This is a genomic window from Bacillus sp. FSL R9-9497 (assembly GCF_038005805.1).
Lineage (GTDB): Bacteria > Bacillota > Bacilli > Bacillales > Bacillaceae_G > Bacillus_A > Bacillus_A cereus.
The window spans coordinates 2,007,485-2,033,955 of the sequence record NZ_JBBOTY010000001.1; the positions used below are offsets into that span (position 1 = coordinate 2,007,485).

The following is a 26,471-nucleotide window of genomic DNA, read 5'->3' on the forward strand; positions in this document are numbered from 1 at the left end:
ATTTTTATAATGATTCACAAATTGTTAAAATTCGGTTTTATGTGAAGGGGATGTGAATATTTTTCGCAAAACGAAAAAGCAGGCCATAAGTATTTACACTCATGTCCTGCACTTGATTTATGCTCTTGTAATAGCACGTGGAAATAAAATATTATTTTCTAAATGAATATGCTCAAATAAATCAGACTCTAGAGCTTCAAGACGTTGGTAGACAAGTCGATAAGTACCGCAAGCGCCTTCTGGAGGAGTAAAGTCATTTGTCACTTTACGAAGTTCTTTTATAATATTTCCGGCATGATTGTGCTCATTTTCTAGTTCATCCACTACTTTACGTAACTTTGTATAATTTTCATCAGTTGGATTTTGTTCAAATTCTAAAATTAATGGGAAATCTTCCATTTCTTCTTTAATTAAATGCTGTTCTAATTCCATTTTAAGTTCATGAAATAGCTTATGAATTTGAGCTAAATGAGGCTGACTTGCCCCATGAACACGTAATACTTTTGTCACATATGGACTTAACTGTGGTAATTCTTCATTTAAATAGCGATGATGCTTATTTATAACATAATCAATCAATTCACGATAAGAAGCATTTTTCCAATCAATTTCCGATTCATTTAATCGTTTCGTATTATGATAAAGCGTATTTAACTCTGTAAGCACTTCAGTAGCTGATAAATTTCTTTCATGAATTGCATCAATAAGTGGCTTATTACCGCCACAACAAAAATCTATTCTATATGATTTAAAAAGATCACTAGCTTTCGGAAATTGTGTAACAATCTCACCAACAATTGAAGTTTCAGTAAATGTATGTTCCATATGAATGCCTCCATAAAGTTTTAATGTAATATCTAAATTAAGAATAGCGATAAATTAAAATCTATGTAGTGATTGAAATCACTTATTCTGTGTCGTTTTTGAGAATAATAAGAAGAATGTTATTAAAATAAGGGGGAAAGTAATAAGTGGTAATATTTTACGTTAATAAAAAAGAAGCTTAGTAAAAGCTTCTTTTTTATTACTATTTTTCACATGCAATTCCATCGCCATCACGATCAAGATGAGAGCTATAACCTGGTTGCCCTTTATGTAAAGGAGCTTTCCCAGCTGCTCTAACTGCAGCACAATTTTTGTAGTATGCACTATCAGTATTACCATTAGCTGGTTGTGTTTGAGCTTGCTGTGCTTTTTGTTCTTCTTGTTGTTTACGAGCTTGTTCATCAGCCTGACGTTTTTGTTCTTCTTGTTGTTTACGAGCTTGTTCATCAGCCTGACGTTTTTGTTCTTCTTGTTGTTTACGAGCTTGTTCATCAGCCTGACGTTTTTGCTCTTCTTGTTGTTTACGAGCTTGTTCATCAGCCTGACGTTTTTGCTCTTCTTGTTGTTTACGAGCTTGTTCATCAGCCTGACGTTTTTGCTCTTCTTGTTGTTTACGAGCTTGTTCATCAGCCTGACGTTTTTCATCCTCTTGCTTACGAGCTTGTTCTTCGGCTAGACGCTTCTCATCTTCTTGCTTTTGAGTTTTTTCGTCCGCCTCTTTCTTTTCTAGCTCTTTTTTCTGTTCGCTATCTTTTGGCTCTTCATTATTAGAGGCAACTTTTGTACTAGTTGCTGTCGTTTTTTCAGAAGAAGGAGCTGAAATACCTAATAACGCAACAAAAATGACAAATAATACAGCTGTAATAATAAATTGTTTTTTCGCTACACCTGTTTTCTTAATAACAGATAAGATTGCTAGAACAAGGAAGAATATAAATAGAATGAAACTTAAAGTAGAAAAAAACTCGACGACGGGGTGTTCCGATTTTGTTGTACCGGCCGTTATTAATATAATAGAAATCATAAAAAGAATAACGGTAGGACGTCCATATTGTTTTGCTTTTCCATTTTTCTTAAAGAATGAAATGATACATAAGATTAAAAGAATAAAAGCAATAAAAAATAAAGCTGCACCAATATTACTTAAAATCGACATTTTCATACCTCCATTTGTAAGATTCTTCTTATTGATTATATAGGAGTTTATTGGATATTACACGGTTTGTATAAATTTAGAAAATTAATATTTTTAATAGACTTATAAACATTTATTTTATATATAAGGGAAAATGGATATATTTCCTATTACTTTTTGAAAGAGATTTCATAAATTATAGTATATCGATTGAAAGGAGGAGATTTGAATGGAATTTCAATTGTTGGTAACTTGTATATTACAAGAAGGTAATGCTTACTTTTTAGTAACGAAGGTAGATGATGTTATTACGTTAAAAGTACCGATTACTGCGGGAGTAGCAGGTTTATTTTTAGCTTTAGGTGTACCAAGATGTTCTTAATTTAAATCTCTATAGTAGAAGGGGAAGGGACATGCCTTCCTTTTCTACTATTACATAATATAATTATGTAAACTTAAATATCATATTTGTGATAGCACGTTTGAAATGGACATGCATATACTATAATGTTTCATTGGATGTTAGCGGTGAAAGGTAGTTTTAATAAGTGCATCCAGTGATATTTTTAAGCTATGAAAATAAAAGAGGTGCTATTATATATGAAAAGAAAAACATTGGATATTCCAGTTACATTGCGAAGAGAGTGGTTTTTAATAGAGTTAGCTCATTTAACGAAAAAATATGGAATTGAAATTGCAACTAGTAAAATGGATGCTGCACCGTTTTTAAGAGATCAAGTTACGGAGTCAAAGATAGGGAAAGGGCTACAATACGATAAATATGATGATGAGTATATAATTGAAAATTAAAGGGTAACAACAAAATTAAATTAATTTATAACAAATATAAAATAAAGCAGATTCTAAATATAGAATCTGCTTTATTATGAAATACTTGTAGTCAACTAGCCTCTTTCTAGTGTTTTTCCTACATATTTCTCTTGCGTTATTCCAAAAGAGTCACGAAGAATGCGAGCATAATCTTTAGATTCTATTGGTCGTTTATTTTTGGTGCCTTTAAAGGTTTCTGTATAATTTTTATTTGTTAATGATATGTGACCATAAGTAGTTAATTTACAAGTGATAGCTCCTTTATTAAAAGGAGATTCTTTATGCTCTACAATCACTTTTTGAATCTTATTCACTTTTTTCTCATCTATTGGATCTACAGTGAAAGCATAGCCTATTTTCCATTCGTTTGAAGGTTCAGATTGTAAGAAACTTGTAGATTCCCCGTTAGCTCCTTTTCTCATTTCTAAAATATGCGTACCTTTTCGAGTATTTCGCTTACGAATTCGATATTCTCCTGTTTGAGAGGAGATGACTTCTCCGTTAAAAGGGACTGGATGTAAAGGGAGATGAGATGCAAAACCTGCATCCACAACATAATCTTTATCCTCATGACTTAATATGATAATGACATGACCATCATCGGGTTTCCATTTATTATCGTAAAGGTCATAAACAGTACCGGCTACTTTGTATACTTGAAACCCACAATCAATTAAAAAATAATACAATAGGGAGTTTAATTCATAACAAAGTCCACCTCGTTTTTGAATAAGTAACTTTTCTATTAAGTTATCTTTTGAGATATTTTTAATAGTACCAGCCATAATATCAAGATTTTCATAGGGGAGAATCATTCCCATTTTCAAGAGAATTCCATCTAAATCATCAAATGTTATTTCTTTTGCAGGAATTTCTAAGCGTTTAAAAAACTCCTTTTGTAATTTGGTCATCATAAAGTATTCTCCTTTCTTTTTACAGAATTTTCTTCTGCTCACCGATAGGTTAGTACTTCTAAAAAGTTAATTCAAGTGTGCGGAAATTATCATAATATATGTTTCTGGAAATATGATTTTCTATTCGGAAATTTCAGTTTAATTTTTAATCGTAGGAAAGTCTTATAATACAAGCTCCTTTAAAATTAGTTTGTATTTAATGAAAAGAAAGTACATATCTTTATTATATTTTTAAATAACTAACTAGTAATAAAATGTTTTTTTACTAAAATTTTTTCAAGATTTGTATGCTTTATATAAACAATAATGATTTAAAAAATATCTGGGTGTAGCGAAGTTAACAATTATTGAGAAACTTTTTTGTCGTATTCTATCAAAAGGAAGAGGTAGAAACAAAGAGAATAACGAGAGTTAAGGAAGAGGGGATACAACTAGTAACCTTCTAAAAATAGGGCTAACATCTTTTAAAAATGAAAGATTAGCTATTATTAAGGAAGGGAAAATATAAAATATTATAAAGAACACCTTCTTTCAAAAAAATAGGGGGAGTAATATGCGACTGATGAGAAGATGTGTGGCCTTACTAATTGTATTTTTTATCATGGCTCCAACGATTAGCACAAATGTACAGGCAGAAGTTGTAAAAGAGCTTGGAAAGGGGTTTCCTGATACAGAAGTATTCACACCTGGAGAATGGTTTTTAGGCCAAAAACCTGCTAATTATGATGAGAATAAACCGCCAATTCTCTTTGTACAAGGAAGAAATGGTAATGCTGATAGTTGGTATGGAAAGACAGTATATCATGATATAAATGATATGTATGATTATGCTTTAAAAGCAGGCTATCAAACAGTGTTTATACAATTGTATGATGCTGCAGGGAAAGGTTCGGCTAGTCAGTGGGATAACGGAAAATTGTTAGCACAAAAACTTGAAGAAATATATAATCATTTCGGTAAAAAAGTTAATATTGTAGCGCATAGTAAAGGTGGTATTGATACACAAGCCGCATTAGTTGAATATGGTGCGAATCGATTTGTTGGAAATGTTATTACACTTGCTACACCGCATCACGGCTCAAATTTAGCAGATTTGTCATATAGTTGGTGGGCAGGTTGGCTTGCTTCTATATTAGGTCAAAAAGATGATGGTACGTATTCGTTACAAATAGGTGAAATGGCAAAGTTTCGTTCAATAATAGATAACAACCCAGCAGCTAAATTAAACCGTTACTATACGGCTACTGGAACTAGCTGGGGGCCAACATTTTCTGCATTATCTATGGGCGGGTTATATTTATCATCGTACGGTTCAAATGATGGACTAGTAAATGAATGGAGTGCGAAGCTATCGTACGGTACACATTTATTTACAGATTCCAGATTTGATCATGACAATATAAGAAAAGGATCAGCTGTTTTTGCACGAATTGAACCATATTTACGTACGACAAATGTGGGATTACCAGCTTTAATAGCATCCAGCACTAGTTCAAATGAAAATCTAGAACAATTAAATACAACTTCAAATCAAAATATTTTAGGAGGCGAATTACCACAAAATCAGTGGATAGAGCAAAGTATTTCTGTTGATAAAAAGGCTGAAGGAATAGTTTCTGTACTAACTGCTTCTTCTGATGTAGAAGTACAAATGGTATCTCCAAAAGGAAAAATCTATGCAAATAAAGATAGCGCTATAACTACTGGTGAAGGCGAATCTTTTTTTAATGGGGCGACAATTAGAACGTTTAAGTTTGATAAATTAGAAGTAGGCGAATGGAAAATCAAAATGATGGCGAAGCAGTCGAAAGATGCATATTTAGTTGTAAGCGATTACAAGGATGACGCACCATTTGTTCTTCGAATGCCTACAAAAGTTAAAATAAATAAACCTGAGTATAAACTGAAAAAATCACCTGTAGCACCTGAAATGAAAGGGGATCTTTCCATAACAGTAAGAGTTGTTAATAAAGAAGGTAAGTTAGTCTCTGAATTTAATGAATTACAAAATGTTAATACGAATACATTTACAGGTGCTTTGAAAGATATAAAACAACCGGGAGTATATAACGTTACGATGGATATAAAAGGGATGAATAAAGAAGGAAAACCATATAATCGTACGATTGTTAAGTCGGTTTATGTAGAGAAATAAGGAAGAATAAATAAGTATAATAAAAAAGTGCAGAAATCTTGTGTTAGAAAGAATTCTGCACTTTTTTATGTGGGGAGAGATAATAAAAGTTGAAAAAACTGTTATTCAATAAAAAAAGATGCTGAAATAGCATCTGAATGTGAAGAAATAATTTTAACTTAGTTTTGTAACTGTTAATTCAACTGAATTTATACCATTGTCACAAGTTACAATACTTTGACGATTAAAACCACTATTATTTCTAAGTTGAAGAGTTGAATTAGCAGGCACTGTAACAATCGTTTCGCCAACGAGTTGAAGACATTCGTTATTTGATGAAGTATTCATTTGAATAGCGAAGTCACCTTGACTATTAGCAAGTGGATTGTTATTTAAAAATATAGTTATGACTGGGATATGTGGAAATACAGGATTTAAAGTAGTATTAATACTGGAAATGAACGAAACTCTATAATCACTAGCTTGTCTAAAGTGTATAGTAGTAGGATTTAGTAAGGAAACACCTCCTGCTAAAGGTCCAACGTGATTAAATGGAAAAGGATCGCCAAAAGGAACAGTTATAAATTCAGTTTGCCAAAAAGTTCCGTATGCAGGACAGCTTCGTTTATGTGAATGGTCACATGAACATTTTTTATTTGAACTGGAAGAAGATTTGCATGAGCATTTTTTATACGAGTTTGAAGAATGATAGTATGAACCCAATATATTACCTCCTATTCTTAATAAATTTAAACCACATAGTAGTTTATGAAGATGAATCACAATTGGCGTGTATGCTTGTACTATAAAAGGAAATAGATTTGGAATATAAAGTGGTCAAATGATGAAGTGTAGTATTTGGGTATTACCTGTAACACCTTTTGAAGATGATAAGGTTTATAATTTGATAGAAAAATAAATGGAATTTCTAAATAGATTGAAGTAATGAGGAAACGTTTATCCCGCTATTTTCCGAGCAGTAAGACTCCCATCTCAAAATTCAGCGAAAGCAAAGAAGTTAGGTGGGGGATGAATTAAACCCCCACTCATGAAAATTTCACTTTACTATATTTATTTAGTCTGACAAAACAGAAATATTACCTTTAGCTGTATGGATGTTATCATTTGGTAAAGTTATAATATTTAGCTATATTTATATTAGGTTATTCAGTTTATTTTTTATTTGCGTAGCTGAGCAGGAAAAAGTCAGAAAATATAGAATAATATACATATGAAGCATCGTTTGTTTTTGGTGTGAATAGTAATTAAAGATACGCTAAAATATTTAAAATTGTAACGAAAGAGAGATTAAATAATAGAGGGAGCAACTTACATGGAAAATATATTAAAGGTATCTTCAAAATCAAGCCCAAATTCAGTCGCGGGTGCAATAGCAGGAGTACTAAGAACAAGTGGTAATGTGGAAATTCAAGCGATTGGGGCTGGAGCTATAAATCAAGCGATTAAAGCAATTGCGATTGCAAGAGGGTTCGTCGCTCCAAGTGGTATTGACTTAGCTTTTGTTCCAGCGTTTCAAGAGATTTCTATCAATAATGAAGAGAGAACAGCGATTAAATTAATTGTAGGCCCTAGAAAGAAAAGGTCTTAGTAGAAGAGAGCGTTACTATAAGGGAAAAAGCTAATAGACTTCCCAGGTTAGATACGTTATTTTATGTAACCGATCCTTGGGTGTGGACACGGCATTATACCGGACTCATGTCTGTTAATTTCTCCTTAAATTTAGCGCGTGTTCTAGATACTTAAAAATGCCAAATCCTTTGTGATATAAGGGATTTGGCATTTTTGATGTTTTTAAAAATAAACAACCCTAAAACTGCTCATTTAGAAGATTTAGTTTTAGTAGCGGCCATTGAACGTTTTTATGATAGTTTACCTGATAAATAGAAGAGTTTACCAATGAAAAGTAACTGGGGGATTCAAAAAATGAATCAAACTATTTTAGAGAAAGTCCTAAAATTTCGGGACGATAGGAACTGGAAGCAGTTCCACAATCCTAAAGATTTAGCTATTTCTCTTTCTTTAGAGGCGAGTGAGTTGTTGGAGAATTTTCAGTGGAAAAGCAGTGAGGAAGCTGTAGAAACAAAAAAAGAAGACATGAAAGATGAGTTGGCAGATGTACTCATTTATTCAATGTTGTTGGCAGATCAATTGGATATTGATTTAGAAGAGATTATTATAAACAAAATAGAAAAAAATAATAAAAAATATCCAGTAGAGAAATCTCGAGACTCTAAAAAGAAATATAATGAAATTTTAAAAAGGTGGAATTAAATATGTTATATCTTTTTACTGCAAGTAATGATAGTGCTATAAAAAATTTGGAAGCTACTATTGAAAAACCATATCCTATTTCTAAATGTTTAGCAGATTTAGATGCCGATACAGTAACTAAACTTAAAGATAATGAATTACATGAGAATGTATGTGGGGAGCAACTCCTGGTTCTTCAAATGTTGATAGATGGGAAAAGTTAAAAGAGGGTGACGGGATTTTAGCATATTCTAAAGGGGAATTTAAGTTTTTCGGGACAATTTTTGCTAAGACTCATAACCCAGATGTAGCTAGGGAAATTTGGAAAACAAACGATAATGATGAAACTTGGGAATACATCTATTTTATTAAGGATCTAAAACCTGTAAACATTAAAGCAATCGAATTCGCAGCTTTCTTTGGCTACAAATTGAACCATACACCACAAGGATTTACTAATATTGATTCAACAAAATTAGAAATTAAATTAGCAAAATATAAATCTATTGATAATATTATTAAAGCGTTGAATGAGAGCTTTATTCTTTCTGAGGATGAGCAAGAGGAAGATATGTATCAGGCTAATATTGATTCGGATTTTAGTAAAGTAAAGATTGCAGAAGAAGAGAAACCGGAAAATCGAAAAAAAACTAAAATGGAATCTGGTAGGGAAGTATGGCCTCGTGATCCGAAAAAAGCTAAACAAGCTATTAAACAGGCAGAATTTAAATGTGAAATAGATGACACACATGAAACATTTGTATCGGAAGCCAGCCGAAAAAATTATATGGAGGCCCATCATCTAATACCGTTAAGAATGCAACATGATTTTGAAAATAGTTTAGATGTTGTTGGAAATATAGTTAGTATATGTCCGAACTGTCATAGGTTGATTCATTATGGAAGAGACAAAGATAAGAAAAAAGTTTTAGAACTTCTCTTTGAACAAAGAAAAGATTCTTTGAAGAAGTTCGGTATTGAGGTATCTCTCAAAGAGCTATTTGGATACTATGGAATTCTAAAATAAGAATATTCATAGCTATAGTGAAGGTAGAATGTTTCATACTTAAACATAGCTATTATTGTGATGGAAATTTAAATTTCGTCTTTTGAAAGTATCAATAATTTGTATTATTTTTATAGGGTTATATATATTTCTTTTGCTCTGCTGTATAGCAGAGCTCTTTTTTTGTCGTACAAAAGCCACCTATATATGTGAAGTGCACCCCAATTGTTAGGCTGTGTCTAACAATTGGGGTGCACTTCAGTCCTGTCGGGCGGCTTCTTTTAATTTATATTCACCAATTCATCAAACTTAAACTTAGTATTCAAACCAAAAGCATCTGTACAATATATAATTTTCGTCATCGGTTCAATATGTAATACATTTATGTACATGTCTTGCACCATTCCATCACGATAGTATGAGATATGTATTTCTTCTTCCTCGTGAAAAGATTGCATTAACGCTCTTTCTATTCGTTCCATAGTATCTTGTGTTAAAAAAGGTTTAGGTACTTTATATTGTTCCTCAAACATACTATGTATTTCCTCGTATTGCTCCGGTATTGAAGCAAACGGATTCCATTTCACCATACCTCTTCCACGTACTACAGGAAAGCCGTTATATTCCATGATGTAATACCTCACGTTTGTTTTTTTAATTCCACTAAAAACAAACGTGTGTTCTTTTTTTAGGTTTGAAAAGGGACCAATTTGTTAACATGAATATTCAAAAATAATTTTTTCAAGTTAGAATATTCAAAAACTTATTTATGCAAACAAGCATGTCATGGTAACATTTAACAAAAGGGGGTAGAAGTAGATGAGTGTTGACATTATTTCTAAAGAAGAAATCACAAAATTATTAAACGACTGGTATCAAGCTATGATTTCACAACGTGTATTACAGTCTCAGAAAATAAAAGAGGATATTGCAAATAAAATCAATAATATTAAGGAAGACCAAACAATATTAGTCTACTACGCTTTATTGAATGCACGGTATAAACTGCTAATTCGGGATATGGATAGTACAAAAGATATTCTGGACAAAATCGAGCCTTTACCAGAGTCTACAGAAACATTTTTAGAGTACTATCATCATTTATTTAAAGCAATTTACGCTATTAATAAAGCAAACCATAGTGAAGCAAGAATGCAATTTGAAAAAGCTGAAACGTTTTTAGAGTACATGCATGATGAAATTGAAAAAGCTGAATTTAATTATTGGCTTGCAGTCCATTACTATCACGTATTAAAACCGATCTTAGCAGTTCAATTTGCTACAAAGGCGAATGAAGTATTTTCAATTAGTCCAGGGTATGAATTAAAAACTGCAGCATGCTTAAATACTTTAGGAATGGCACACATTCGACTAAATGAATTCGAAAGTGCAGAGGAATATTTACTTTCAGCACTAGGTACCTTCCAAAAATCTAATGATGAACTTCTTATTAAACGAGTTAAGCATAATTTAGGGCTTTTATACGCAAGTCAAAACATGCCAGAGTTAGCAATTAAACACTTAGAGGATTCATTAGAAAATAACGCTAAAACTATGTTTCTTTTAGCAAGAGAACATTTTAAGTTAGGTTATAGTCATATCGCTAATGAATATATTGAGAATGGCTATAAGATTAGCGACTTATGTTACCGTCATCATTTCCGAATTTTAAAAGCAGTACATAACTATGTACCGCAAGAAGAATTAGAAAATGTGGTTATAGAAGGTATTTCGTATTTTGAAAAAGAAGAATTATATGATTGGGTAAAAGAATATGCTTCTCTTTTAGGTGAAATATTCTATGGTTCAGAAAATCACAGAAAAGCAAGCAAGTATTTGCACATCGCTTTAGATGCAGACAAAAAGAGCATAGAAAGAAGGGCGCTAAAATGAAAAAAGCAATCTTATTAATGATGATGTTATCCGCTGTTTTTACTTTTGGTCTTACTAATGTAAAAGACATACCACAAAACGAAGCAATTGAAGTGTTTATGGATCATGGAGAACATATTTAAAACCTAAGGAAGAGGGCGCTTATAGTGTCCTCTTTTTAATATCTATTATTTATATGATGAGGTTGCAGGTACGTCTTTTGGTTATTGTTTGATAAACGTAGGATGTTTCTAAAAATGTGTATACAAAGGTGTATTTTTGTACTGTATATGTTCACGTACTATATAAAAAAGTATGAAAATCTATAAAAATAATTATTTCAATAAAATTTGTTTTAGATATTAAAAAGTGCCAAAACCCTTGTGGTATAAGGGGTTTGGCACTTTTGTGTTTTTTATATTTTATCAAATAAACAACCCTAAAACTGCTCATTCTTCTCCCAAGATTCAACGATATAGTATAAAAAACCTTATTATATCAAGGTTTATAAGTGTTGATTTTCCTTGATGCTCACATTTTGCTCACATTAAATCATTTCATTTTTTATCAGACGTTTTCATTAGATTTTATTATGCTCTCGAAGTTTTCTGCGGCTTGTTGCTGCATGTTCTGTGTGATGTGGCTATACTTGTCTAACGTCATTTGAATAGATGAGTGTCCTAAGCGATCTTGTACGATTTTAGGGTGTTCTCCAGCCTGAAGCATGAGTGTAGCGTGAGTATGTCGTAAGTCATGTATACGAATTCGGGGAACACCAGCTTTTTTATAGTGATCATTCAAAAAGCGATGGGGAGCATCTATATGTAAGGGCGAATGTATCGTATTGCCAGTGAAAATATAGGCCTCTCCATTCAAGTGTATACCCCAGCGGAAAAATTCTTTCTTTTTATAGGAGTAGTAGGATTGTAACTTCCCTATAACAAAAGAAGAGATACTAATGCTTCTATTTGAAGACTTAGTTTTTGTAGCAGCTTTAAAAAGTCCTTTTTCTGTTTTTACAAGCGATTTATTTACCAGGATACGTTTATTATCAAAGTCAATATCTTTCCATGTTAGTGCAAGTAATTCTCCGCGTCTCATACCTGTATAGATTGCGAGTAAGAAGAACATATGGTACTTGGTATTTTTTTCTTTTAAATAATGGAGGAATCGATTACATTCTTCGCTAGACCATGTTTTCATCTCACCTTGCTCTTCACGTGGTTTTTTTACTTTATTCATTATATTATCATGTACGATCTCCCATTCTACTGCATGTTTGAATATGCATCTGAAGCAGCGATGGATATTGCTGATTGTACCATTTGACAGGCCTTTTTCTTTAAGTTCAGCATAGTAGCTTTGAATCATTACGGACTTAATACTTTTAATTTTTTTATAACTAAATGGGGGAAGGATATAGAGCTTAACTAAGCTCATGTCTTTTTCATAAGATGTAATTTTTAATTCAGCTTTACGAAGAGGCTTTAACTTTTCCCATACATCTAAAACAGTTAATTGTTTGTCATCAAAATATATTCCTTTCTCTATCTCTGTAATCATCGTTGCAGCAGCATTTTGGGCTTCTTTTTTTGTTCTAAATCCACTCTTACTTTTTTGCTGGCGTTTTCCTGTGGCCGGATCTATACCGATATCTATTGTAAAAGACCACGTATTTCCACGTTTACGGAAACTTCCTTTCATATTCAATACCTCCTGAATCGTTATTTTTGAAAATTACAGTATTGTGATGTTTGATTCTGTAATTTACTTGCTAATAATTGATTTTCATAATGTAAAAGCCTTTTTTCAGCAAACTGTGTTGTTACATTGAATTTTTCTGAGATTATATATGCTTTTAACTGTAGGGGAGGAAGCTTTCTTAACATAAAAGTAGGTACACAAAATTGTTGTGCGAAGTTTTTAGCTTTTGCTTCTTGATAATCTAGAAACATTTGATGCATTAATAATTGATTACCAGAATGAAATAGAATGTGACAGGTCTCATGGCCAAAATCCTCCCATTGTTCTTGCTGAGAGATACGATTATCTATAACTAAGTTAGCTATTTGATTTTTTTCCATTGCATGACTTCCAAACGGAGCAAAGTACAGCCAAATGTTTAGCTTTTTCGCAATCTCTATCATATCTATTTGTTCAGGAACAATAATAGATATGGATTGGTACAAGTGCTGGATATAGTCTTCGAGTTGTGTAGTGTAGTAGGGTTGCGATTTAAACATGATTTTCACTCCATTTAATTTATAAAATAAGAACGTTTGTTCTCATTTTATAATAAAAGAGAAAGAGTTTGAAGTTTTATTTTTGTATATTAAAATATATATATAAAAATTATATGAAATTAATAATTTATATCTTGCCAGGAATTAAATGTTAAGATACGGTAATAAATGAAAGAAATATATGGCAAAGAGGGTTGAGAGTAGTTGGAAATGAAAAGAATGGTAACACAAAAACACATCCTGGAACATTTCAATTTATCTAGAAATACTTTGGTTACTATGAAAAAATAATCATGTTGAGTTAAAAAAGAATAGATTTAAATAAATTTGTAGTTTTTTCTACGAATGGAGTGTTGTACTTGGATCACAGGATAATACGTAGTCAAGAAATAATAGAAGAATTATTAACACTAGCATTAAATGCGGAACAATGGAAGGCCCTTGCAAGACGAAGTGGTATAAATCCATTAGAGGTGTTTGGTGAGAATTACAATAATCCCCAGAAAGCAGATGCCTTAGTAGAAAGAGCTATGCAATTTGATAAGGAAGAGAATTTAATTAATATAGCGAAGGACCTAAGCTGTGCTGCTGTTATTGTTGATGAACAGTCAAATAGCAATAGAACAACATTTAGTAAGCTAGATACACAATTAGCTATAAAATTAGGTGAATTATATCAAGAATTACTAGTAAAATTAAATGAGGCTGAAGAAGAGTATGAGGAAGAGGAGTTTTCAGGAGCAAATGATAATGTAGATGATGGTAATAAAATTATTGAATTTAAGAGGAAATTGAGAGATGTGGCTGAGTTTTCTCCGAGTAATTGTATACATGCAATAGATAGTAAAAATGAAAACACTGTACTAAAACGAAAAGCCAAAAAGTTAGGTTTTGACAAGTATGAAGAGCTAATTAAAAAAATGAGAAACTATTATAATAAGAGAATTTTATCGAGATATCCTCCAAATTTATATAATGCAGATAAAAGACTAGAAATTATGATTGATGAGTTGTTTGAATTTTTACCTGCTAATTTTCAAGATGACGACGCAATAGACTATCTAAATGGGATAATTTTTGATACAACATTTCAATGTAAAATTTTTAACGAATAGGAGAATATATGAATATAGATATTGAAGAAGCTTATAACATTGAAGAAAATAGTATTTTAAATGGCATGTATTTAGTTATTATTATTCATGAATTAGGTGAATGTACTGTTGAGGAATTAGCAATGACTTTATATCTTTGCCGATTTCCCAACATAACAAAATATTTCTTAAGTGAAAATGATAAAAATGGATACTTGAATCTTTATTCTGATACAGAGATGAATAATCTGGATAATGTTTTTTTAACTTCTTTTTTAATTGGAAAATATAGCACGAGGTTTATTAGAGGATTAAAAGAGATAATATCAAGGGATATGATTAAAATTGATGAACAAGTGATTAGATTAACAGAAAATGTGGATGCTGGAATGGTAGTTCTGAATGACAAGAATGTTAGTAATATCCAAAAAAAAGTAAGATACATAGAAAGAATTATAAATGAAAATACCATTGATATAATTAACACTAGAATAGAAAAAATTGTAGGTGATAGATAATGAAAAATACTCTTTTTATCAATAGGGTAACTACAGAACCGAAAATTAATAAATTCGACGTTCAGTTAACAAAAGGGTTGAATATCATCTTTGCACAAGATGTAGGGGGGAAAGGTGCAGTTAATAGTGTAGGGAAATCTACATTTATAAAGTTAATTGATTATGGTTTAGGATCAAACTCTTTTTTGAAGAGTGAAAGTGCGAAAAAACAATTAAAGAATACTTATTTGCTAATGGAATTTAGTGTAAATGATACGAAGACTACAATCAAGAGGAATTTAATAAAAGGAACCGTCTGTGAAGTTTATGATGGATGGGTAATAGATAAACTTTTATCGAATCCTAGTTATACAGGGGAAAAAATGGATAATGGAGATTATAAATCAAGGCTTGAATCTCTTCTGTTTTCTAATAAAAATTATTATAAAGATAAAAAGATATTAAGTATTAGGCAAATTTTATCCCAGTTAATTCGTGTGCAAGGAAGTGGATTTGAAGCAATTGATAAACCGCTTGGAATAAATGAGTCTGCTAATATACGAAGACAAAGATTAGAATTTTTGACGGGATTATTATCTGAAGAAGAAAAACATCTAAATCATGAGATAGAGCAGGCCGAAGAGAGAGAAAAAGATCTAAAAAAACAATATCAAATAATCGAGGGGTACATCAGACACAAAACAATCAAATATGAGTTTGAATTAAAAGAAGAGTTAAGTCAGTTAGAGTTTCAGATAGGAAATATAGAACAAAATTTAGAAGATGAGAGGTACGAATTAGTAAAAATCTATGAAAGACAAGATGAATTGAAAAAGGAGAAACAAAAGAATATAAAAATTATAAATGAAATTCAAGAAAAGATAAGTGCTTATAAATTAAGGACTCTAAATTATACCACTACCTGTAATGAAATTGAAAATGAATCTGAATCAATAGATTTTACAATAAGATCTATGGAATGGTTTAAAAGATATCCTCATAAAAAATGCCCTACATGTTTAAAGCCTTTAAAATATGATGATAATGAGAAATGCGTATTGCATGAGGTAGGGGCTTCCAATATGGCTATAGAAACCATTAAGCAAGTATTGGAAAATGAAAAAAAAGAACTACAAGAATCTATATCATTTTATGAAGATCAGATAAAACAATTAGTGAAAGAAAAATCAGATGTCCAAAAGTTAGTGAATGAAATAAATGGGCGTATGGCTAAAGAAATTGATACAGTTATTGAAAATATTACAAATCTAGAGGGTAAAAAAGAAGAATTGCAAAAAGACTTAATGAGTATAAATATTCAAATGAATTCATTGAATGATGTAAATAGATATCAAAAAGAATGGAGTGATGAAAAAGATACACTTGAGATTTTAAGAAAGGACTTAAAAAGCTATCAAGAAGGAATGCAAGTAAGATTACAATCTCTGAGTACATATTATGATGAAATTGTGCAATTTCTTTATAATGATACTAAAAAAGGGATATTAGATTTAAGTCCAAGGGCAAAAAATATACAGGTAAAGATAATTAACAATGACGGTGTAGGTGAAGAAGACACTGGAGATGCAACCAAAATAATGAAAGTAGTTGCTTTTGACTTAGCGCTATTAAAACTTGCGGAATCTAGTGAGGTTATGCATCCTAAATTTTTAATACATGATTCGCCTAATGTTAGAGATGTTGATCCAGAAGTTTATAAGAGAATTATGAGTTATATATTAGAATTAGAGAGAGAGATAGTTGATATAGATTTTCAATATATAATTACAACTTTACTTCTTCCAGAAGATATTAAGGAGAACTCTGAGTATATAAAATTAAAATTGAATAATAATGGAGAGGAAGGTAAGTTATTTGGATTCTCATTTTAGGTTAACAAGTATAAAGGAAGATGATTTAGTTGATTATTTAAAGCAGTCATATTCTGACCCAGAGTTATATAGTTTATGCAGACAACTAGAGATAGATAAGAATGATATTTTTTCAAAGTATTTGCCTAAGAAACAAAATTGTGAAAATCTTGTTGAAACTATTCAACAAAAAGATTTAATGAGTGAACTTTTCCAACTTTTACAATCTGAGAAGTTTTATAGAAAAAGACTAATAGAGACTTTTCCTGACCTAGATTTGCAATCACCTATAGAATTCGAAGAGTTAAGAAGATTAGTTGAAAAAGTTTATACAATAAACAACGAAACTTCGGATTCCTCTCAAAATTCTATGCAGTGGGTAAAGGCATGTAAGGAAAAAATGGTATTAGTATTGGGAAAGGATAGTCCACAGGAGTATATGAAGGAACTAGAGGATATTTGTGAGTGTGTTGAAAAAATGGGATATACTCCAATTCTAATAAAAAAGCAGGATGAAATTGAAACCATAACTAATGAAGAGAAAATGTTGGCATATGCGAGCATCTCAAGGTTTGTTATAATTGAAAAATCGTATCCAGCAGGTCAAATCGATGAGGCGAAGATATGTGCAATAAATAGGTTCCCTACAATTTGGCTTCAAAAGGAAGGGATGGGGGACACCTGGATGCAGGGCGATTATCATATAGACCAAAGGAGTATCCAATTATTTAAATATAAAGACGAAAATGTAAAAGGGAAATTAGAAGAGGCGGTTAAATGGGTAGAGCAGTTTATAAAAGAAAAATCAGAAACATTAAACGATCTATATCCCTGGAGATAAATTTATATTTTAGATGTGTAAAGGATGTTTAAGCAATGAAAAATCAGGACTATCTTGAAAAAATTATGATAGAAGAAGTGAAAATAATACAAGATATAATAAAAAGAATGTCTTCGAATTCTTTTATTATTAAGGGGTGGACAATAACCTTAGTTGTAGGTTCATTGTTGTTTAAAGGAGAGAAGATTCAATTTTTCATATCTTTTATACCATTAATAGTGTTTTGGTTTTTAGATGCATACTTTTTGCGCCAAGAAAGATTATATCGAAAATTATATGAATGGGTTATTAAAGAAAGGGTAGAAACAGACCTATTTTTACTTAGTATGGATACTGATAGATTTAGAATGGAAGTTCCTACAAGAATACAAATTATGTTTTCATCAACCCTTATCTATTTCTATGCTTTAATAGGATTATTAATAGCAGTTTACTTAGTTTATATAAATTAGGTGTAAAGGGTATAAAGAACGCTTAAAATACTTTGATTTAGCAACCGACTTAATTATAGTTGGAGCGGTTAGGATTAAATAATATGAATTTTATTTAAAACCACTTGTTTTTATTAAAGCAAGTGGTTTCTTTTTTAATAATATTAGAGTAGACATGCAAGGGGAGCAGGATAGATAGAATTTTTGAACTTAATAATAAGATACATACACATATTTGAATGAACATTTGTTGTTAGCAGATGTTTTGTTCTTAATTATCTTCTCTCATGCTATTCTTTTCATTTTGCATTATAAATTCCCAAAAGCGTTTTAATTCCTCGCGTTTCTCAGGAGAAGCATCTTTAATATTTTTGAACCAGAGACCTAGTTCTGGGTCATTTATAATGATATCTATGTCAGATGATTTAGTTTGCTTACAATCAGATATTCTACCCAATAAAAAATCAGTAGAAACAGAAAAGAGGTTAGCTATCTTTAAGACAGTCTCCATAGGTGGTTGTTTAGTGTCATTTTCATATGCAGTGTATGTAGTACGAGCAACATCTAGTTGATTAGCTACATATGTTTGCGTCCATTCAGAGTTTTCCTTCTTTTTTTCTTCTCGTAAACACTTCAGTTTTCTACCAAAGGTATTCAAATTAGTCACCACCATTATATTTAAATCTTACTTTTAATTATAAACGAATTTCTGTGTTACTAATAGTAACTTCAATAAATGCTCCTATTAGGAACATTTTTGTTGATTTGTTCCTAAAAGTAACATATAATCTTGTTAAGATGTAATTTTAAGAAACAAGGAGGTCATAATATTGAGAGAATGGTTAAAAGAATTTAGATGTGTAAAAGGCTATACCCATGAAAATATTGCGAATAAATGCAAAATATCTAGAAGTTATTATACCCACATTGAAAATGGAACAAAAACACCTTCGGTTGAAATCGCTAAAAAAATAGGGGGGAGTCTGAATTTTGATTGGACAATTTTTTTTGGAAGTCAACGTTCCTTAAAGGAACAAAAAATTATTTGAAGAGGTGATATTTATGATTAACTTCGACATCGAATCATTTCGCAAAATAATCAGAGAAGAAGTACAAAAAGCAACTGAACATCTTCAACCAATGAAAGAATTACCACCATTTTTAACTATTACGGAATTAATGGCATTATTACATATTAAACGCACTAAAGCATCTGAGTTATTAAACCGTTCTGATTTTCCAGTATGTCGCGAAGCAGGAGTTCTTATTCCTACACATCTTCTTTTTAAGTGGATGGAAAATCACACTGAATGGGTAGAAAACAATACAGAGTATTACAATCCATTTAAAGAATCCGTCTAATAATAAATTACCATAGTAAGTTGTCACAAATAAATATTGCTTTAGGTACGAATGGGGGAAGTAAACGATGTCCATAGGAAAAGAAGTTGCTATGGCACGCAAACGAAAGGGAATCACCCAAGAACAACTCTCCTTAGAAATCCCCGTGAGTCGTGAGTCACTAGCAAAATATGAAACTGAACAACGACGTTTACCAGAAGATTTACGAAAGTGTATTACTGAAGGAATTGATGATCCACAGTTGTTTTTTAAAATGTGGAGTGAAGCAACAGGGGATGTAAGTATTCCGTTCTTCAACGGAGAGCAAATAGATCTTCATCCTACAAGTATGAGATACATGGTTTATCAAGAGACAAATGAAGCTTTGGAACAACTCGATACAGTATGTTGGTTTAAACCTTCACAAGCTTGGTCCGAAAGTGAGAAAGAGGATTTGAAAAAAGTAATGCATGAAATCTTGGATGCTACAGGTTCGATGATGAGCCTCGTAGCGATCCTATGTGATCAATATGGTTTTTCAATGAAAGAAATCTTTAAGTACTGGAAAGTATCATTACGAGCTAGGAAGTATATAAAAGCTTAATTTAATTATTTTATTGGGGAGGTTTAAGTTATGACAATTGATTATGCAAGTCCAACTTTAAATCAATACAAAGCACTAATTCGTAAGGAAGCAAATTTATATGGTGATATTCGAATTGCATCAGTTTGTGGAGACTATAGAAAAGCAAAAAGCTTAAAGCAAGAGAAGAAGTTGATGGAGATAAGAATTCGAATTATAGAAGCAGCGTTCGTTTTGAAAAACAAAAATAAAAAAGAAAAGACTACCGCATAGCCCGCGATAGCCAATCATGACAATATATAAATTATAGCATATAACAATTTGGTGCGACAAGCTGTTGTGCTTGTCGTTATGACCAGGAGGATTTGTTACCCTCAATCTTTTATACATTACTTTCTGGTCATAACGATGCGTACAGTATCAAATTATTAAAAATGGGGAGCAAATTATGAAAGTAGAATGTAATCGTCTATTCGACTTAGTTCTACCAGGTGATTTTGCTTTTGCAAATGAATTACATAACTGCATGGTGACATGTATTCATAACATGTTCAATGCTGGTTCATTAGATGAAGCAAATCATTGGGAGAAAGAATTAAATAGATGCGCAAAAGAATTCAAGAGCCTTCGTAATGAAAAAGAGGATCACGATGTATCAAAGAGTTATCGTGTAGTTGTTAAAAGCCTTCAAGGGCAGGGGATCAATGCACCAGTAGTTAGTCGAAGAAAATAAAAAATCTATCACTTGGCAGAGTGATAGATTTTAGACTCTAATAGAGAGTCTTTCTAAAATTTGAATTGGATTAAGTATATCAAAGCAAACCAAGTAAAACAATGGAGGATGAATAATATGGCAGTTTATAGACCTGTTCAAGTTTCATATTGGCAAGATGCTTTCGTTTTAGATCTTACACCGGAGGAGAAATACTTCTACTTATACTTAATGACTAATAGCAAAACTTCTCAGAGTGGTATCTATGAGCTTCCATTACGAGTGATAGAAATGGATACAGGGTATAACCGTGAAACGGTTGAGAAGCTGCTAGAGCGATTTGCTGATTATGGGAAAATTTATTACAACAAAAAGACGAAAGAAATTATGTTGCTTAATTGGCTTAAATTTAATGCTATTACAAATATGAATATTGAAAAGTGCGTGTTAAAAGAAATCCAGAATATTAAGTGTGAAGATTTTTTAATTGATTTTTATGAGACATGTTTAGATTTAGAACAGCAGCAAGATTTTAAAATTCCTCGTATTAAGGATTACTTCCAAGCTCGTTTTGAGTGGCTTATAAGGGGCTTCGAAGACCCTAAGAAGGAAAAAGAAGAAACAAAAACAGAAACAAAAGAAAAAGAAGAAACAAAAACAAAAGAAGAAGCAGCAAGCTGCTCAAGAGATAAAAAAGTTGCAGAAGAAAATCCAATAGCATTTTATGAGCAAAACTTTGGAGTTCTTAAACCATTTGTAGCTGAGGGTATTAATGCGTGGATTGAAGATTTGAATGCACAGCTTGTTATCAAAGCAATGAAAATAGCTTTAGAAAAGAATGCACCTAATATGTCTTATGTACAAGGTATTTTAAGAGATTGGCATGCTAAGGGGTATAAGAGTATTACTGATGTTGAAGCTGCACAAACTCAATTCCGTAAGAAATACCAGTCTCGTGGTGGGAGAAGTAATACTAGAAAAGAAATCGTCCCTGATTGGTTACATACACAAGATACAGAAGTGCAATCCCAGCCTGTAAAGCACGATGAAATGGATTTAGAGGGTGAACGTAAACGTTTAGAACAAGTGTTATCTAAATATAAAAAAGAGGCTTAGGAGGATTGTAATGCCAAAGCAGTTAACAATATTTGATGTTGAGCCTGTAGTAGCATTTGATACTGAGAAAGCACACATTCATCGATTAAATTCTAAAGTTCGTTTTACGGATGTAGTTGTTCAAGTACCAAATCAAGTAAGAGCTACTGATGAATTAAAACCAACAACAGAGCCAAATGATCAGTATGAATTATTTGAGGAATATACAATCGGAATTTGGAGATTTAAGCGAGTGGAAGATAAGCAGTTCGATTGGGAAGAAGCGGTGGAGCTTTGCAAGTCTGCGAGAGATAATAAAGAACCGATTTCAATACGACTTTATTTATCATTAGAACAATCATTTATTCCCGATAATGTTGTGGAATATCTATAACAAAATAAAAAAGTCGAGATTACTCCCGACTTGCTTCGACAAAATAATCATAACATACGGGAGTGGTCTCAGTGGGAATTATTAAAGAAAAACTTGAAGAAATGACAGCTGAAATAGATTTGAAAATAAACGGAATATATGTTGTTAAAAATGGTCAGGTCCAACTAATAGAACCACCCCAAGGTGGATTTGGTGAACAATCATTTGTATATCAAAGTGGAAAAGTAATTCGTATGGAAGAACGAAAAACACAGTTACTTTAATCAAATTTGAATTTTTTAGAGAAATGAGGAATAAGAAATGGATCCAAATACAAAGGTGTGTTTTACATTGGGCATCGGTTACGTAGGTGCAACACATGATGAAACATTCACGTTATATGATCCGAAAGTAGATAAGGATGTAGAACAATTTCTTGAAGAACAATGGCGAGAGTGGTCAAACAATTATATTGATGGTGCATGGAGTTTTGCAGAGGAAAACTAAACAAAAAGCGTTAATTGAATAGATAAATCCAATCCACTCCAAATGTGTTTCTTTGGAACGGATTGGAGTAGTGAAGCTATTTATCACTGGTCTAAGGAAGAACGAATGTTTTTTGCTTAGTGATATCCGCTGTGAAGACAGCTGTTACATTTGAGTTTTTTAAATGTATAGCTATGTCTTTACCAAGCGAATCTGTTACTTTCTTAAATTGTTTATCAGTAATAGGTGTTCTCCTGATGCAATGATAATAAATTGCTTCATTCGGTAGCACAGAATTACTGTTGGCATCTCGGATTTTTTGTATGCCTTCACGACTATCAAGAAAAGAGATTTTAAAATCATCATTTGAGTTGACTACACTTTGAATTGACTCTTTAAGTTTTTTCTGAAACTCGGTAAATCCTGGGTTTGTTGTGTTGCTTAATCCAATAGCGTATGTATAGTAACTACCCCAGTGCATACCAATATTAGCAACACCATTTTTGAAAATGACTGGGTAATTTTTAACAAAAGAGATTTTACTATTTTCGCACACAAGAACCAAAAATTGATTTTCTTCTTTGTTAGAAAAGAATATTTTAATTCTATGCTTTTTAAAGTCAAACGAAATTTCTAGTATTTTATCAGGATTTATAGAGCGCAATATTTCATATTCTTTTTGAAATTTCATTAAAAATACACCTCCTAAATCTGTCAATATTCGACATTTAGGAGTGTAAGTCCTGCATGATTTGTAGAGATGGGCTGGAAATTGAACAAAAGCGTTATTTGAATACAAAACAAAAATAAGGGAGCGATAATAATGAATTTAGAAAACAGCATTAAAGACGTGATTGGCAAGAAGTTAGCAGAGGGAATGGTTGAGAAGTTAATTGAGGAACAGTTAGAAAAAGGCATTAACAATGCATTAGGAAGTTTATTTGGATCATATGGCGATTTAACAAAAGTGATTGAAGAAAAAGTGAAGTCGGTTATGGTTCCATATCTAGAAAACTATGATTACTCGAATTATATAACTAAATTAGACAGCGTAATGGTCGCTGTTCTAAAGAATTCAGCATTAGAAAACAAAAAGTTATTAAGTAATTTCCAAGAATTAATGATACCGGCAGCAGAAAAAGAAATTAAGGTAACAGACTTATTTGATAAATGGAAAGAACATGTTGAACAAAATGTAGAAACAGATGGATTAGAAGTTGATTACGATGATGAACCAACGTATGAATATGTGGATGTTAGATTTGAAGTAGTTGAGGATGATGATAGGGATTGGAGTTCCTTTAAATATGCAACATTAGTATTTGAATGTGATCATGATGAGAAAATGAACTTTGCCATTCGATTATCTAAATGGAAATCAGGAAAAGGTGAAGGATGGGACATGCAATTTGATAATGTTCCTGATTTAAAATCTTTAAGAAATTTAAACTCATTTGAACTGCTATTAATGAAAATGAATCAAGATCGTACGCAAATAATTCTTGATGAAATAGATGACAGTGATTCCATCGTACCAGAAGAAAGACCAGAGTTATCTTATTAATAATAGGCAATTGGTACTGTACTTACCTAGCGATATTAAAGAGGGGTTTAAAAAAGTACAGTACCAATTTAATAGGGTTCTAAAACCAAACAAAATAGTTATTTTATGACGAAAAAATAATAGAACCCGTTTGTTATAAACGGATTCTTTCCACAAGGTGTGCAAGAAATTCAAGGTAACTGGACCAGAGCCGCCTGTGGAATTCCTTGTGATAATACTGTATGCAAAGGAATCAATAAGGTTAATGAAATTTAAACAAAATCCTTATTTTAAAGCTAAAGAGCGACTTGTAGTGCGCTACTAATTTTGATCTTAGATTTCTTACTTGGAGGAATAAAATGCTCTTAAACAAAGTTTAGATAGACAATCCAGCCAATAATTACAATATAAAACACCGCACAAAAGAAGATTAAAATGTATTTGAATGTCTTGTTCATATTAGTACCGTCCTAAAAGAGGAATATTTGGATTTTAATAGGGTGTGTAAAAAAGGCGCATTTATACAAGAGAAGGGTAGCTAGCAAAAGTAAAACAAAATCTCTATTTGAAAAAACGAACAAAAAGCACTACCAGATCCAGTGAAAGTTCGTGATTTAATACAAAATAGTTATTTTAATTAAAAGTGCAGCTAGCAAAAGCTAACTGCTTGTTGAAAAAAGAATCCACCCCAGGTTATTTACTGGCAGAGTTTCAAGAAATAAATGATTAAATTAATTTAATTTTTCAATTACAATCGAAGCATTTATATTTGTTTGTGTTCCACCTGCCAAAGTCTGTAAAGTAACTGCAGCAGCGGAAGTATGATTATTAAGGGTAATAATATCACCTGCGGCTAAAGAGAGAATTGTTTGCCCATTGTTTTGCTGAGTTCCTGCACCTGATCCATAAACTGCGTTGGTAACTGGAGCACCATTTAAAAAGAGCGTAAATTGATTAGGCTCAACTCCTGATACAGAAAAAGAAATTTTATAATCTCCTGCATTAAGAACCATTAATTGAGAAGTTCCCAGTGTATGAGTAAACCCAGATGTCATTCTACCATGTGAATTAAAAAGAATAGGTGCTTCTAAGGCAACAACTTGAGCTGCTGTATTGAAAACATAAGCATAATGAGATAACCCAGATACTGTAAGAGCGGTAGGCCCAGTAGGTCCGGTAGCTCCAGCGGTTCCTGGTAATCCAGTAGGCCCAGGAATGCCTTGGATACCTTGGATACCTTGAAGCCCAGTTGGGCCAGTCGGGCCGATAGGTCCAATAAGTCCCGGATTACCTTGAATACCTTGGATACCCTGAATTCCAGTCGCCCCAGTTATTCCAGTGGGTCCAATAGGACCAATAGGCCCCGGATTACCTTGAATCCCCTGAATCCCTTGACTTCCTTGAGGTCCAGTGGGGCCAGGAATGCCTTGGATACCTTGGATGCCTTGAAGTCCGGTTGGTCCTGGTGACCCAGAAGGTCCAGTGGGGCCAGTCACTCCGGTTGGTCCTGGTGGTCCCCCAGAAGGTCCAGTCGGGCCCGTTGGTCCTGGCGGTCCCCCGGAAGGGCCGGTAGGTCCAACAGCTCCAGAAGGTCCAGTTGGACCTACAGAACCAGGAATGCCAGGAATCCCTTGAGGGCCGGTCGGACCAGGAATCCCTTGAATCCCTTGAATGCCAGGAATCCCTTGAATGCCAGGAATCCCTTGAATTCCAGTGACCCCTGTTATTCCAGTGGGTCCAATAGGACCTTGAATGCCAGGAATGCCTTGGATACCTTGGATACCTTGAATTCCAGAAGGTCCAGTTGGACCAATAGATCCAGAAATCCCAGGAATCCCTTGAGGTCCAGAAATACCTTGAGGTCCAGTAGGTCCCAGGCTACCTTGAATTCCAGTAGGCCCGGTAGGTCCCCGAGGTCCACCTGAAGGTCCGGTAGCTCCAGTAGGTCCCGAAGGTCCAGTAGCACCAGTTAATCCAGTAGACCCGATTTGAGGTAAAGGAAAGGCACATGGAAAGGGTATGTGACAATTCTTTTTAAATTTACTCATTTTTACACCTCCCTTATAAATTAACTAACAATTTATATTTATACTTTAACAACTTATGAGTAAACAGACACACGGGTGTAAGGAAAAACCCTACAATAATTACATAAAAGGTTTTAAGAGCAAGCCTTTATTTCACATTCCATACCAAAAAGAGCACTATATAAGTGCTCTTCGGATCAAAGCTCTTAGTGTAAAAGAGTACATGATACCAAATGTAATTTTTTTATGGACGTGAAGTATTTGAACAAAAACACTATTTGATACTGAAATTATCCACTTTAAAAAGAGCACTATAAAAAGTGCTCATTCAAAAAATATTGTTATT

Annotated in this window: 34 protein-coding genes; 24 read left to right on the top strand and 10 right to left on the bottom strand. The window is 32.5% G+C overall.

The features are described from left to right. Positions 1-117 precede the first annotated feature (117 nt). Together ric and tolA are read right to left on the bottom strand one after the other, a co-directional pair. Positions 118-825: an iron-sulfur cluster repair di-iron protein gene (ric, locus tag MKY21_RS10445; RefSeq protein WP_086391309.1), complete on the bottom strand. Its 708-nt coding sequence runs from the start codon at positions 823-825 to the stop codon at positions 118-120. Positions 826-1,027: 202 nt separating this feature from the next. Next, positions 1,028-1,981, bottom strand: a complete 954-nt coding sequence (gene tolA / locus MKY21_RS10450) for a cell envelope integrity protein TolA (protein ID WP_044584406.1) — start codon at positions 1,979-1,981, stop codon at positions 1,028-1,030. 208 nt (positions 1,982-2,189) lie between these two features. Between tolA and exsG the strand changes: the two genes are divergently transcribed. Next, a complete protein-coding gene (gene exsG, locus MKY21_RS10455) occupies positions 2,190-2,342 on the top strand; it encodes an exosporium protein ExsG (protein WP_000395679.1) in 153 nt (50 codons plus the stop codon). A gap of 218 nt (positions 2,343-2,560) precedes the next feature. Further along, entirely contained in the window at positions 2,561-2,770 is a 210-nt protein-coding gene (locus MKY21_RS10460; protein WP_000824207.1) for a hypothetical protein, read from the top strand. A gap of 95 nt (positions 2,771-2,865) precedes the next feature. Here MKY21_RS10460 and MKY21_RS10465 read toward each other — a convergent pair whose 3' ends face one another. Further along, positions 2,866-3,705, bottom strand: a complete 840-nt coding sequence (locus MKY21_RS10465; RefSeq protein ID WP_000988428.1) for an arylamine N-acetyltransferase family protein — start codon at positions 3,703-3,705, stop codon at positions 2,866-2,868. A gap of 553 nt (positions 3,706-4,258) precedes the next feature. Between MKY21_RS10465 and MKY21_RS10470 the strand changes: the two genes are divergently transcribed. Then, entirely contained in the window at positions 4,259-5,860 is a 1,602-nt protein-coding gene (locus MKY21_RS10470) for an esterase/lipase family protein (RefSeq protein WP_267378074.1), read from the top strand. A gap of 153 nt (positions 5,861-6,013) precedes the next feature. On the opposite strand, the gene MKY21_RS10475 is transcribed toward MKY21_RS10470, so the two are convergent. Then, positions 6,014-6,562: a preprotein translocase gene (locus tag MKY21_RS10475; protein WP_134995335.1), complete on the bottom strand. Its 549-nt coding sequence runs from the start codon at positions 6,560-6,562 to the stop codon at positions 6,014-6,016. Positions 6,563-7,172: 610 nt separating this feature from the next. Here MKY21_RS10475 and MKY21_RS10480 point away from each other — a divergent pair. The 4 genes from MKY21_RS10480 to MKY21_RS10495 all read left to right on the top strand — a co-directional run bounded on the left by MKY21_RS10480 (position 7,173) and on the right by MKY21_RS10495 (position 9,137). Beyond that, positions 7,173-7,448, top strand: a complete 276-nt coding sequence (locus tag MKY21_RS10480) for a stage V sporulation protein S (RefSeq protein WP_000427801.1) — start codon at positions 7,173-7,175, stop codon at positions 7,446-7,448. A gap of 335 nt (positions 7,449-7,783) precedes the next feature. After that, positions 7,784-8,131 (top strand): nucleotide pyrophosphohydrolase, encoded by a 348-nt coding sequence (locus MKY21_RS10485; RefSeq protein ID WP_044797225.1) that lies wholly within the window; start codon positions 7,784-7,786, stop codon positions 8,129-8,131. Between the two features lie 2 nt (positions 8,132-8,133). Further along, positions 8,134-8,334: a hypothetical protein gene (locus MKY21_RS10490; RefSeq protein WP_241669928.1), complete on the top strand. Its 201-nt coding sequence runs from the start codon at positions 8,134-8,136 to the stop codon at positions 8,332-8,334. Then, positions 8,283-9,137, top strand: a complete 855-nt coding sequence (locus MKY21_RS10495) for an HNH endonuclease (RefSeq protein ID WP_229172705.1) — start codon at positions 8,283-8,285, stop codon at positions 9,135-9,137. Before MKY21_RS10490 ends, MKY21_RS10495 begins: the two co-directional genes overlap by 52 nt. Positions 9,138-9,397: 260 nt before the next feature. Here the strand turns inward: MKY21_RS10495 and MKY21_RS10500 are convergent, their stop codons facing one another. Beyond that, positions 9,398-9,745, bottom strand: coding sequence for a YolD-like family protein (locus MKY21_RS10500; RefSeq protein ID WP_044797204.1), 348 nt, complete (start codon positions 9,743-9,745; stop codon positions 9,398-9,400). 190 nt (positions 9,746-9,935) lie between these two features. Between MKY21_RS10500 and MKY21_RS10505 the strand changes: the two genes are divergently transcribed. Then, on the top strand, positions 9,936-11,009 hold the full coding sequence (locus MKY21_RS10505; RefSeq protein WP_000109855.1) for a response regulator aspartate phosphatase: 1,074 nt from the start codon (positions 9,936-9,938) through the stop codon (positions 11,007-11,009). Beyond that, positions 11,006-11,131: a hypothetical protein gene (locus MKY21_RS10510; RefSeq protein ID WP_000709202.1), complete on the top strand. Its 126-nt coding sequence runs from the start codon at positions 11,006-11,008 to the stop codon at positions 11,129-11,131. The genes MKY21_RS10505 and MKY21_RS10510 overlap by 4 nt, the downstream gene beginning before the upstream one ends. 424 nt (positions 11,132-11,555) lie before the next feature. On the opposite strand, the gene MKY21_RS10515 is transcribed toward MKY21_RS10510, so the two are convergent. Continuing rightward, complete coding sequence (locus tag MKY21_RS10515) at positions 11,556-12,692, bottom strand: site-specific integrase (protein ID WP_341076143.1); 1,137 nt, start codon at positions 12,690-12,692, stop codon at positions 11,556-11,558. A gap of 20 nt (positions 12,693-12,712) precedes the next feature. Next, on the bottom strand, positions 12,713-13,231 hold the full coding sequence (locus tag MKY21_RS10520) for an ImmA/IrrE family metallo-endopeptidase (protein ID WP_341076146.1): 519 nt from the start codon (positions 13,229-13,231) through the stop codon (positions 12,713-12,715). Positions 13,232-13,590: 359 nt separating this feature from the next. On the opposite strand from MKY21_RS10520, the gene MKY21_RS10525 reads away from it, so the two are divergent. Genes MKY21_RS10525 through MKY21_RS10545 form a run of 5 tightly spaced genes read left to right on the top strand, consistent with a single transcriptional unit; the run spans position 13,591 to position 17,986 of the window. Further along, entirely contained in the window at positions 13,591-14,346 is a 756-nt protein-coding gene (locus MKY21_RS10525; protein ID WP_063263960.1) for a hypothetical protein, read from the top strand. A gap of 8 nt (positions 14,347-14,354) precedes the next feature. Continuing rightward, a complete protein-coding gene (locus MKY21_RS10530) occupies positions 14,355-14,843 on the top strand; it encodes a hypothetical protein (protein WP_063263961.1) in 489 nt (162 codons plus the stop codon). Further along, positions 14,843-16,714: a DUF2326 domain-containing protein gene (locus tag MKY21_RS10535; protein ID WP_063263962.1), complete on the top strand. Its 1,872-nt coding sequence runs from the start codon at positions 14,843-14,845 to the stop codon at positions 16,712-16,714. The genes MKY21_RS10530 and MKY21_RS10535 overlap by 1 nt, the downstream gene beginning before the upstream one ends. Continuing rightward, positions 16,698-17,534, top strand: a complete 837-nt coding sequence (locus MKY21_RS10540; RefSeq protein WP_063263963.1) for a hypothetical protein — start codon at positions 16,698-16,700, stop codon at positions 17,532-17,534. Before MKY21_RS10535 ends, MKY21_RS10540 begins: the two co-directional genes overlap by 17 nt. A gap of 35 nt (positions 17,535-17,569) precedes the next feature. Then, positions 17,570-17,986: a hypothetical protein gene (locus MKY21_RS10545; RefSeq protein WP_063263964.1), complete on the top strand. Its 417-nt coding sequence runs from the start codon at positions 17,570-17,572 to the stop codon at positions 17,984-17,986. Positions 17,987-18,236: 250 nt separating this feature from the next. Here MKY21_RS10545 and MKY21_RS10550 read toward each other — a convergent pair whose 3' ends face one another. After that, positions 18,237-18,623, bottom strand: coding sequence for a helix-turn-helix domain-containing protein (locus MKY21_RS10550; protein WP_341076152.1), 387 nt, complete (start codon positions 18,621-18,623; stop codon positions 18,237-18,239). Between the two features lie 172 nt (positions 18,624-18,795). Between MKY21_RS10550 and MKY21_RS10555 the strand changes: the two genes are divergently transcribed. The 9 genes from MKY21_RS10555 to MKY21_RS10595 all read left to right on the top strand — a co-directional run bounded on the left by MKY21_RS10555 (position 18,796) and on the right by MKY21_RS10595 (position 22,576). Further along, entirely contained in the window at positions 18,796-19,014 is a 219-nt protein-coding gene (locus MKY21_RS10555; protein WP_063263966.1) for a helix-turn-helix transcriptional regulator, read from the top strand. A 13-nt stretch (positions 19,015-19,027) separates the two neighbouring features. Next, a complete protein-coding gene (locus MKY21_RS10560; RefSeq protein WP_063263967.1) occupies positions 19,028-19,327 on the top strand; it encodes a DNA-binding protein in 300 nt (99 codons plus the stop codon). Between the two features lie 67 nt (positions 19,328-19,394). Beyond that, on the top strand, positions 19,395-19,910 hold the full coding sequence (locus MKY21_RS10565; RefSeq protein ID WP_098920109.1) for a helix-turn-helix domain-containing protein: 516 nt from the start codon (positions 19,395-19,397) through the stop codon (positions 19,908-19,910). A gap of 30 nt (positions 19,911-19,940) precedes the next feature. Beyond that, positions 19,941-20,162 carry an RNA polymerase subunit sigma gene (locus MKY21_RS10570; protein WP_341076156.1) on the top strand — a complete coding sequence of 74 codons (222 nt, stop codon included), beginning with the start codon at positions 19,941-19,943 and terminating at the stop codon, positions 20,160-20,162. Positions 20,163-20,337: 175 nt separating this feature from the next. Further along, the gene (locus MKY21_RS10575; protein ID WP_088119523.1) at positions 20,338-20,622 is read left to right on the top strand and encodes a hypothetical protein; all 285 of its coding nucleotides are present in this window, start codon (positions 20,338-20,340) and stop codon (positions 20,620-20,622) included. Positions 20,623-20,739: 117 nt separating this feature from the next. Next, complete coding sequence (locus tag MKY21_RS10580; protein WP_341076162.1) at positions 20,740-21,717, top strand: DnaD domain-containing protein; 978 nt, start codon at positions 20,740-20,742, stop codon at positions 21,715-21,717. A 10-nt stretch (positions 21,718-21,727) separates the two neighbouring features. Next, entirely contained in the window at positions 21,728-22,090 is a 363-nt protein-coding gene (locus MKY21_RS10585) for a cell division protein SepF (RefSeq protein ID WP_098346552.1), read from the top strand. 71 nt (positions 22,091-22,161) lie between these two features. Then, positions 22,162-22,353, top strand: coding sequence for a DUF3954 domain-containing protein (locus MKY21_RS10590; protein WP_050821784.1), 192 nt, complete (start codon positions 22,162-22,164; stop codon positions 22,351-22,353). Between the two features lie 37 nt (positions 22,354-22,390). Further along, the gene (locus MKY21_RS10595) at positions 22,391-22,576 is read left to right on the top strand and encodes a DUF7167 family protein (protein ID WP_098659964.1); all 186 of its coding nucleotides are present in this window, start codon (positions 22,391-22,393) and stop codon (positions 22,574-22,576) included. Between the two features lie 91 nt (positions 22,577-22,667). On the opposite strand, the gene MKY21_RS10600 is transcribed toward MKY21_RS10595, so the two are convergent. Continuing rightward, positions 22,668-23,246, bottom strand: coding sequence for a hypothetical protein (locus MKY21_RS10600; protein WP_341076171.1), 579 nt, complete (start codon positions 23,244-23,246; stop codon positions 22,668-22,670). 132 nt (positions 23,247-23,378) lie between these two features. Here MKY21_RS10600 and MKY21_RS10605 point away from each other — a divergent pair, with 132 nt between their 5' ends. After that, positions 23,379-24,119, top strand: a complete 741-nt coding sequence (locus MKY21_RS10605; RefSeq protein WP_098145723.1) for a hypothetical protein — start codon at positions 23,379-23,381, stop codon at positions 24,117-24,119. Positions 24,120-24,829: 710 nt separating this feature from the next. Here MKY21_RS10605 and MKY21_RS10610 read toward each other — a convergent pair. After that, positions 24,830-26,146: a BclA C-terminal domain-containing protein gene (locus tag MKY21_RS10610; RefSeq protein ID WP_341076180.1), complete on the bottom strand. Its 1,317-nt coding sequence runs from the start codon at positions 26,144-26,146 to the stop codon at positions 24,830-24,832. Between the last annotated feature and the right edge of the window lie 325 nt (positions 26,147-26,471).

What these genes read in the sequence shown, in the direction of transcription:
- ric (WP_086391309.1), bottom strand. Translation starts at nt 825, where the DNA reads ATGGAACATACATTTACTGAAACTTCAATTGTTGGTGAGATTGTTACA.
- tolA (WP_044584406.1), bottom strand. Translation starts at nt 1,981, where the DNA reads ATGTCGATTTTAAGTAATATTGGTGCAGCTTTATTTTTTATTGCTTTT.
- exsG (WP_000395679.1), top strand. Translation starts at nt 2,190, where the DNA reads ATGGAATTTCAATTGTTGGTAACTTGTATATTACAAGAAGGTAATGCT.
- MKY21_RS10460 (WP_000824207.1), top strand. Translation starts at nt 2,561, where the DNA reads ATGAAAAGAAAAACATTGGATATTCCAGTTACATTGCGAAGAGAGTGG.
- MKY21_RS10465 (WP_000988428.1), bottom strand. Translation starts at nt 3,705, where the DNA reads ATGATGACCAAATTACAAAAGGAGTTTTTTAAACGCTTAGAAATTCCT.
- MKY21_RS10470 (WP_267378074.1), top strand. Translation starts at nt 4,259, where the DNA reads ATGCGACTGATGAGAAGATGTGTGGCCTTACTAATTGTATTTTTTATC.
- MKY21_RS10480 (WP_000427801.1), top strand. Translation starts at nt 7,173, where the DNA reads ATGGAAAATATATTAAAGGTATCTTCAAAATCAAGCCCAAATTCAGTC.
- MKY21_RS10485 (WP_044797225.1), top strand. Translation starts at nt 7,784, where the DNA reads ATGAATCAAACTATTTTAGAGAAAGTCCTAAAATTTCGGGACGATAGG.
- MKY21_RS10490 (WP_241669928.1), top strand. Translation starts at nt 8,134, where the DNA reads ATGTTATATCTTTTTACTGCAAGTAATGATAGTGCTATAAAAAATTTG.
- MKY21_RS10495 (WP_229172705.1), top strand. Translation starts at nt 8,283, where the DNA reads ATGTGGGGAGCAACTCCTGGTTCTTCAAATGTTGATAGATGGGAAAAG.
- MKY21_RS10500 (WP_044797204.1), bottom strand. Translation starts at nt 9,745, where the DNA reads ATGGAATATAACGGCTTTCCTGTAGTACGTGGAAGAGGTATGGTGAAA.
- MKY21_RS10505 (WP_000109855.1), top strand. Translation starts at nt 9,936, where the DNA reads ATGAGTGTTGACATTATTTCTAAAGAAGAAATCACAAAATTATTAAAC.
- MKY21_RS10510 (WP_000709202.1), top strand. Translation starts at nt 11,006, where the DNA reads ATGAAAAAAGCAATCTTATTAATGATGATGTTATCCGCTGTTTTTACT.
- MKY21_RS10515 (WP_341076143.1), bottom strand. Translation starts at nt 12,692, where the DNA reads ATGAAAGGAAGTTTCCGTAAACGTGGAAATACGTGGTCTTTTACAATA.
- MKY21_RS10520 (WP_341076146.1), bottom strand. Translation starts at nt 13,231, where the DNA reads ATGTTTAAATCGCAACCCTACTACACTACACAACTCGAAGACTATATC.
- MKY21_RS10530 (WP_063263961.1), top strand. Translation starts at nt 14,355, where the DNA reads ATGAATATAGATATTGAAGAAGCTTATAACATTGAAGAAAATAGTATT.
- MKY21_RS10535 (WP_063263962.1), top strand. Translation starts at nt 14,843, where the DNA reads ATGAAAAATACTCTTTTTATCAATAGGGTAACTACAGAACCGAAAATT.
- MKY21_RS10545 (WP_063263964.1), top strand. Translation starts at nt 17,570, where the DNA reads ATGAAAAATCAGGACTATCTTGAAAAAATTATGATAGAAGAAGTGAAA.
- MKY21_RS10560 (WP_063263967.1), top strand. Translation starts at nt 19,028, where the DNA reads ATGATTAACTTCGACATCGAATCATTTCGCAAAATAATCAGAGAAGAA.
- MKY21_RS10565 (WP_098920109.1), top strand. Translation starts at nt 19,395, where the DNA reads ATGTCCATAGGAAAAGAAGTTGCTATGGCACGCAAACGAAAGGGAATC.
- MKY21_RS10570 (WP_341076156.1), top strand. Translation starts at nt 19,941, where the DNA reads ATGACAATTGATTATGCAAGTCCAACTTTAAATCAATACAAAGCACTA.
- MKY21_RS10575 (WP_088119523.1), top strand. Translation starts at nt 20,338, where the DNA reads ATGAAAGTAGAATGTAATCGTCTATTCGACTTAGTTCTACCAGGTGAT.
- MKY21_RS10580 (WP_341076162.1), top strand. Translation starts at nt 20,740, where the DNA reads ATGGCAGTTTATAGACCTGTTCAAGTTTCATATTGGCAAGATGCTTTC.
- MKY21_RS10585 (WP_098346552.1), top strand. Translation starts at nt 21,728, where the DNA reads ATGCCAAAGCAGTTAACAATATTTGATGTTGAGCCTGTAGTAGCATTT.
- MKY21_RS10595 (WP_098659964.1), top strand. Translation starts at nt 22,391, where the DNA reads ATGGATCCAAATACAAAGGTGTGTTTTACATTGGGCATCGGTTACGTA.
- MKY21_RS10600 (WP_341076171.1), bottom strand. Translation starts at nt 23,246, where the DNA reads ATGAAATTTCAAAAAGAATATGAAATATTGCGCTCTATAAATCCTGAT.
- MKY21_RS10605 (WP_098145723.1), top strand. Translation starts at nt 23,379, where the DNA reads ATGAATTTAGAAAACAGCATTAAAGACGTGATTGGCAAGAAGTTAGCA.
- MKY21_RS10610 (WP_341076180.1), bottom strand. Translation starts at nt 26,146, where the DNA reads ATGAGTAAATTTAAAAAGAATTGTCACATACCCTTTCCATGTGCCTTT.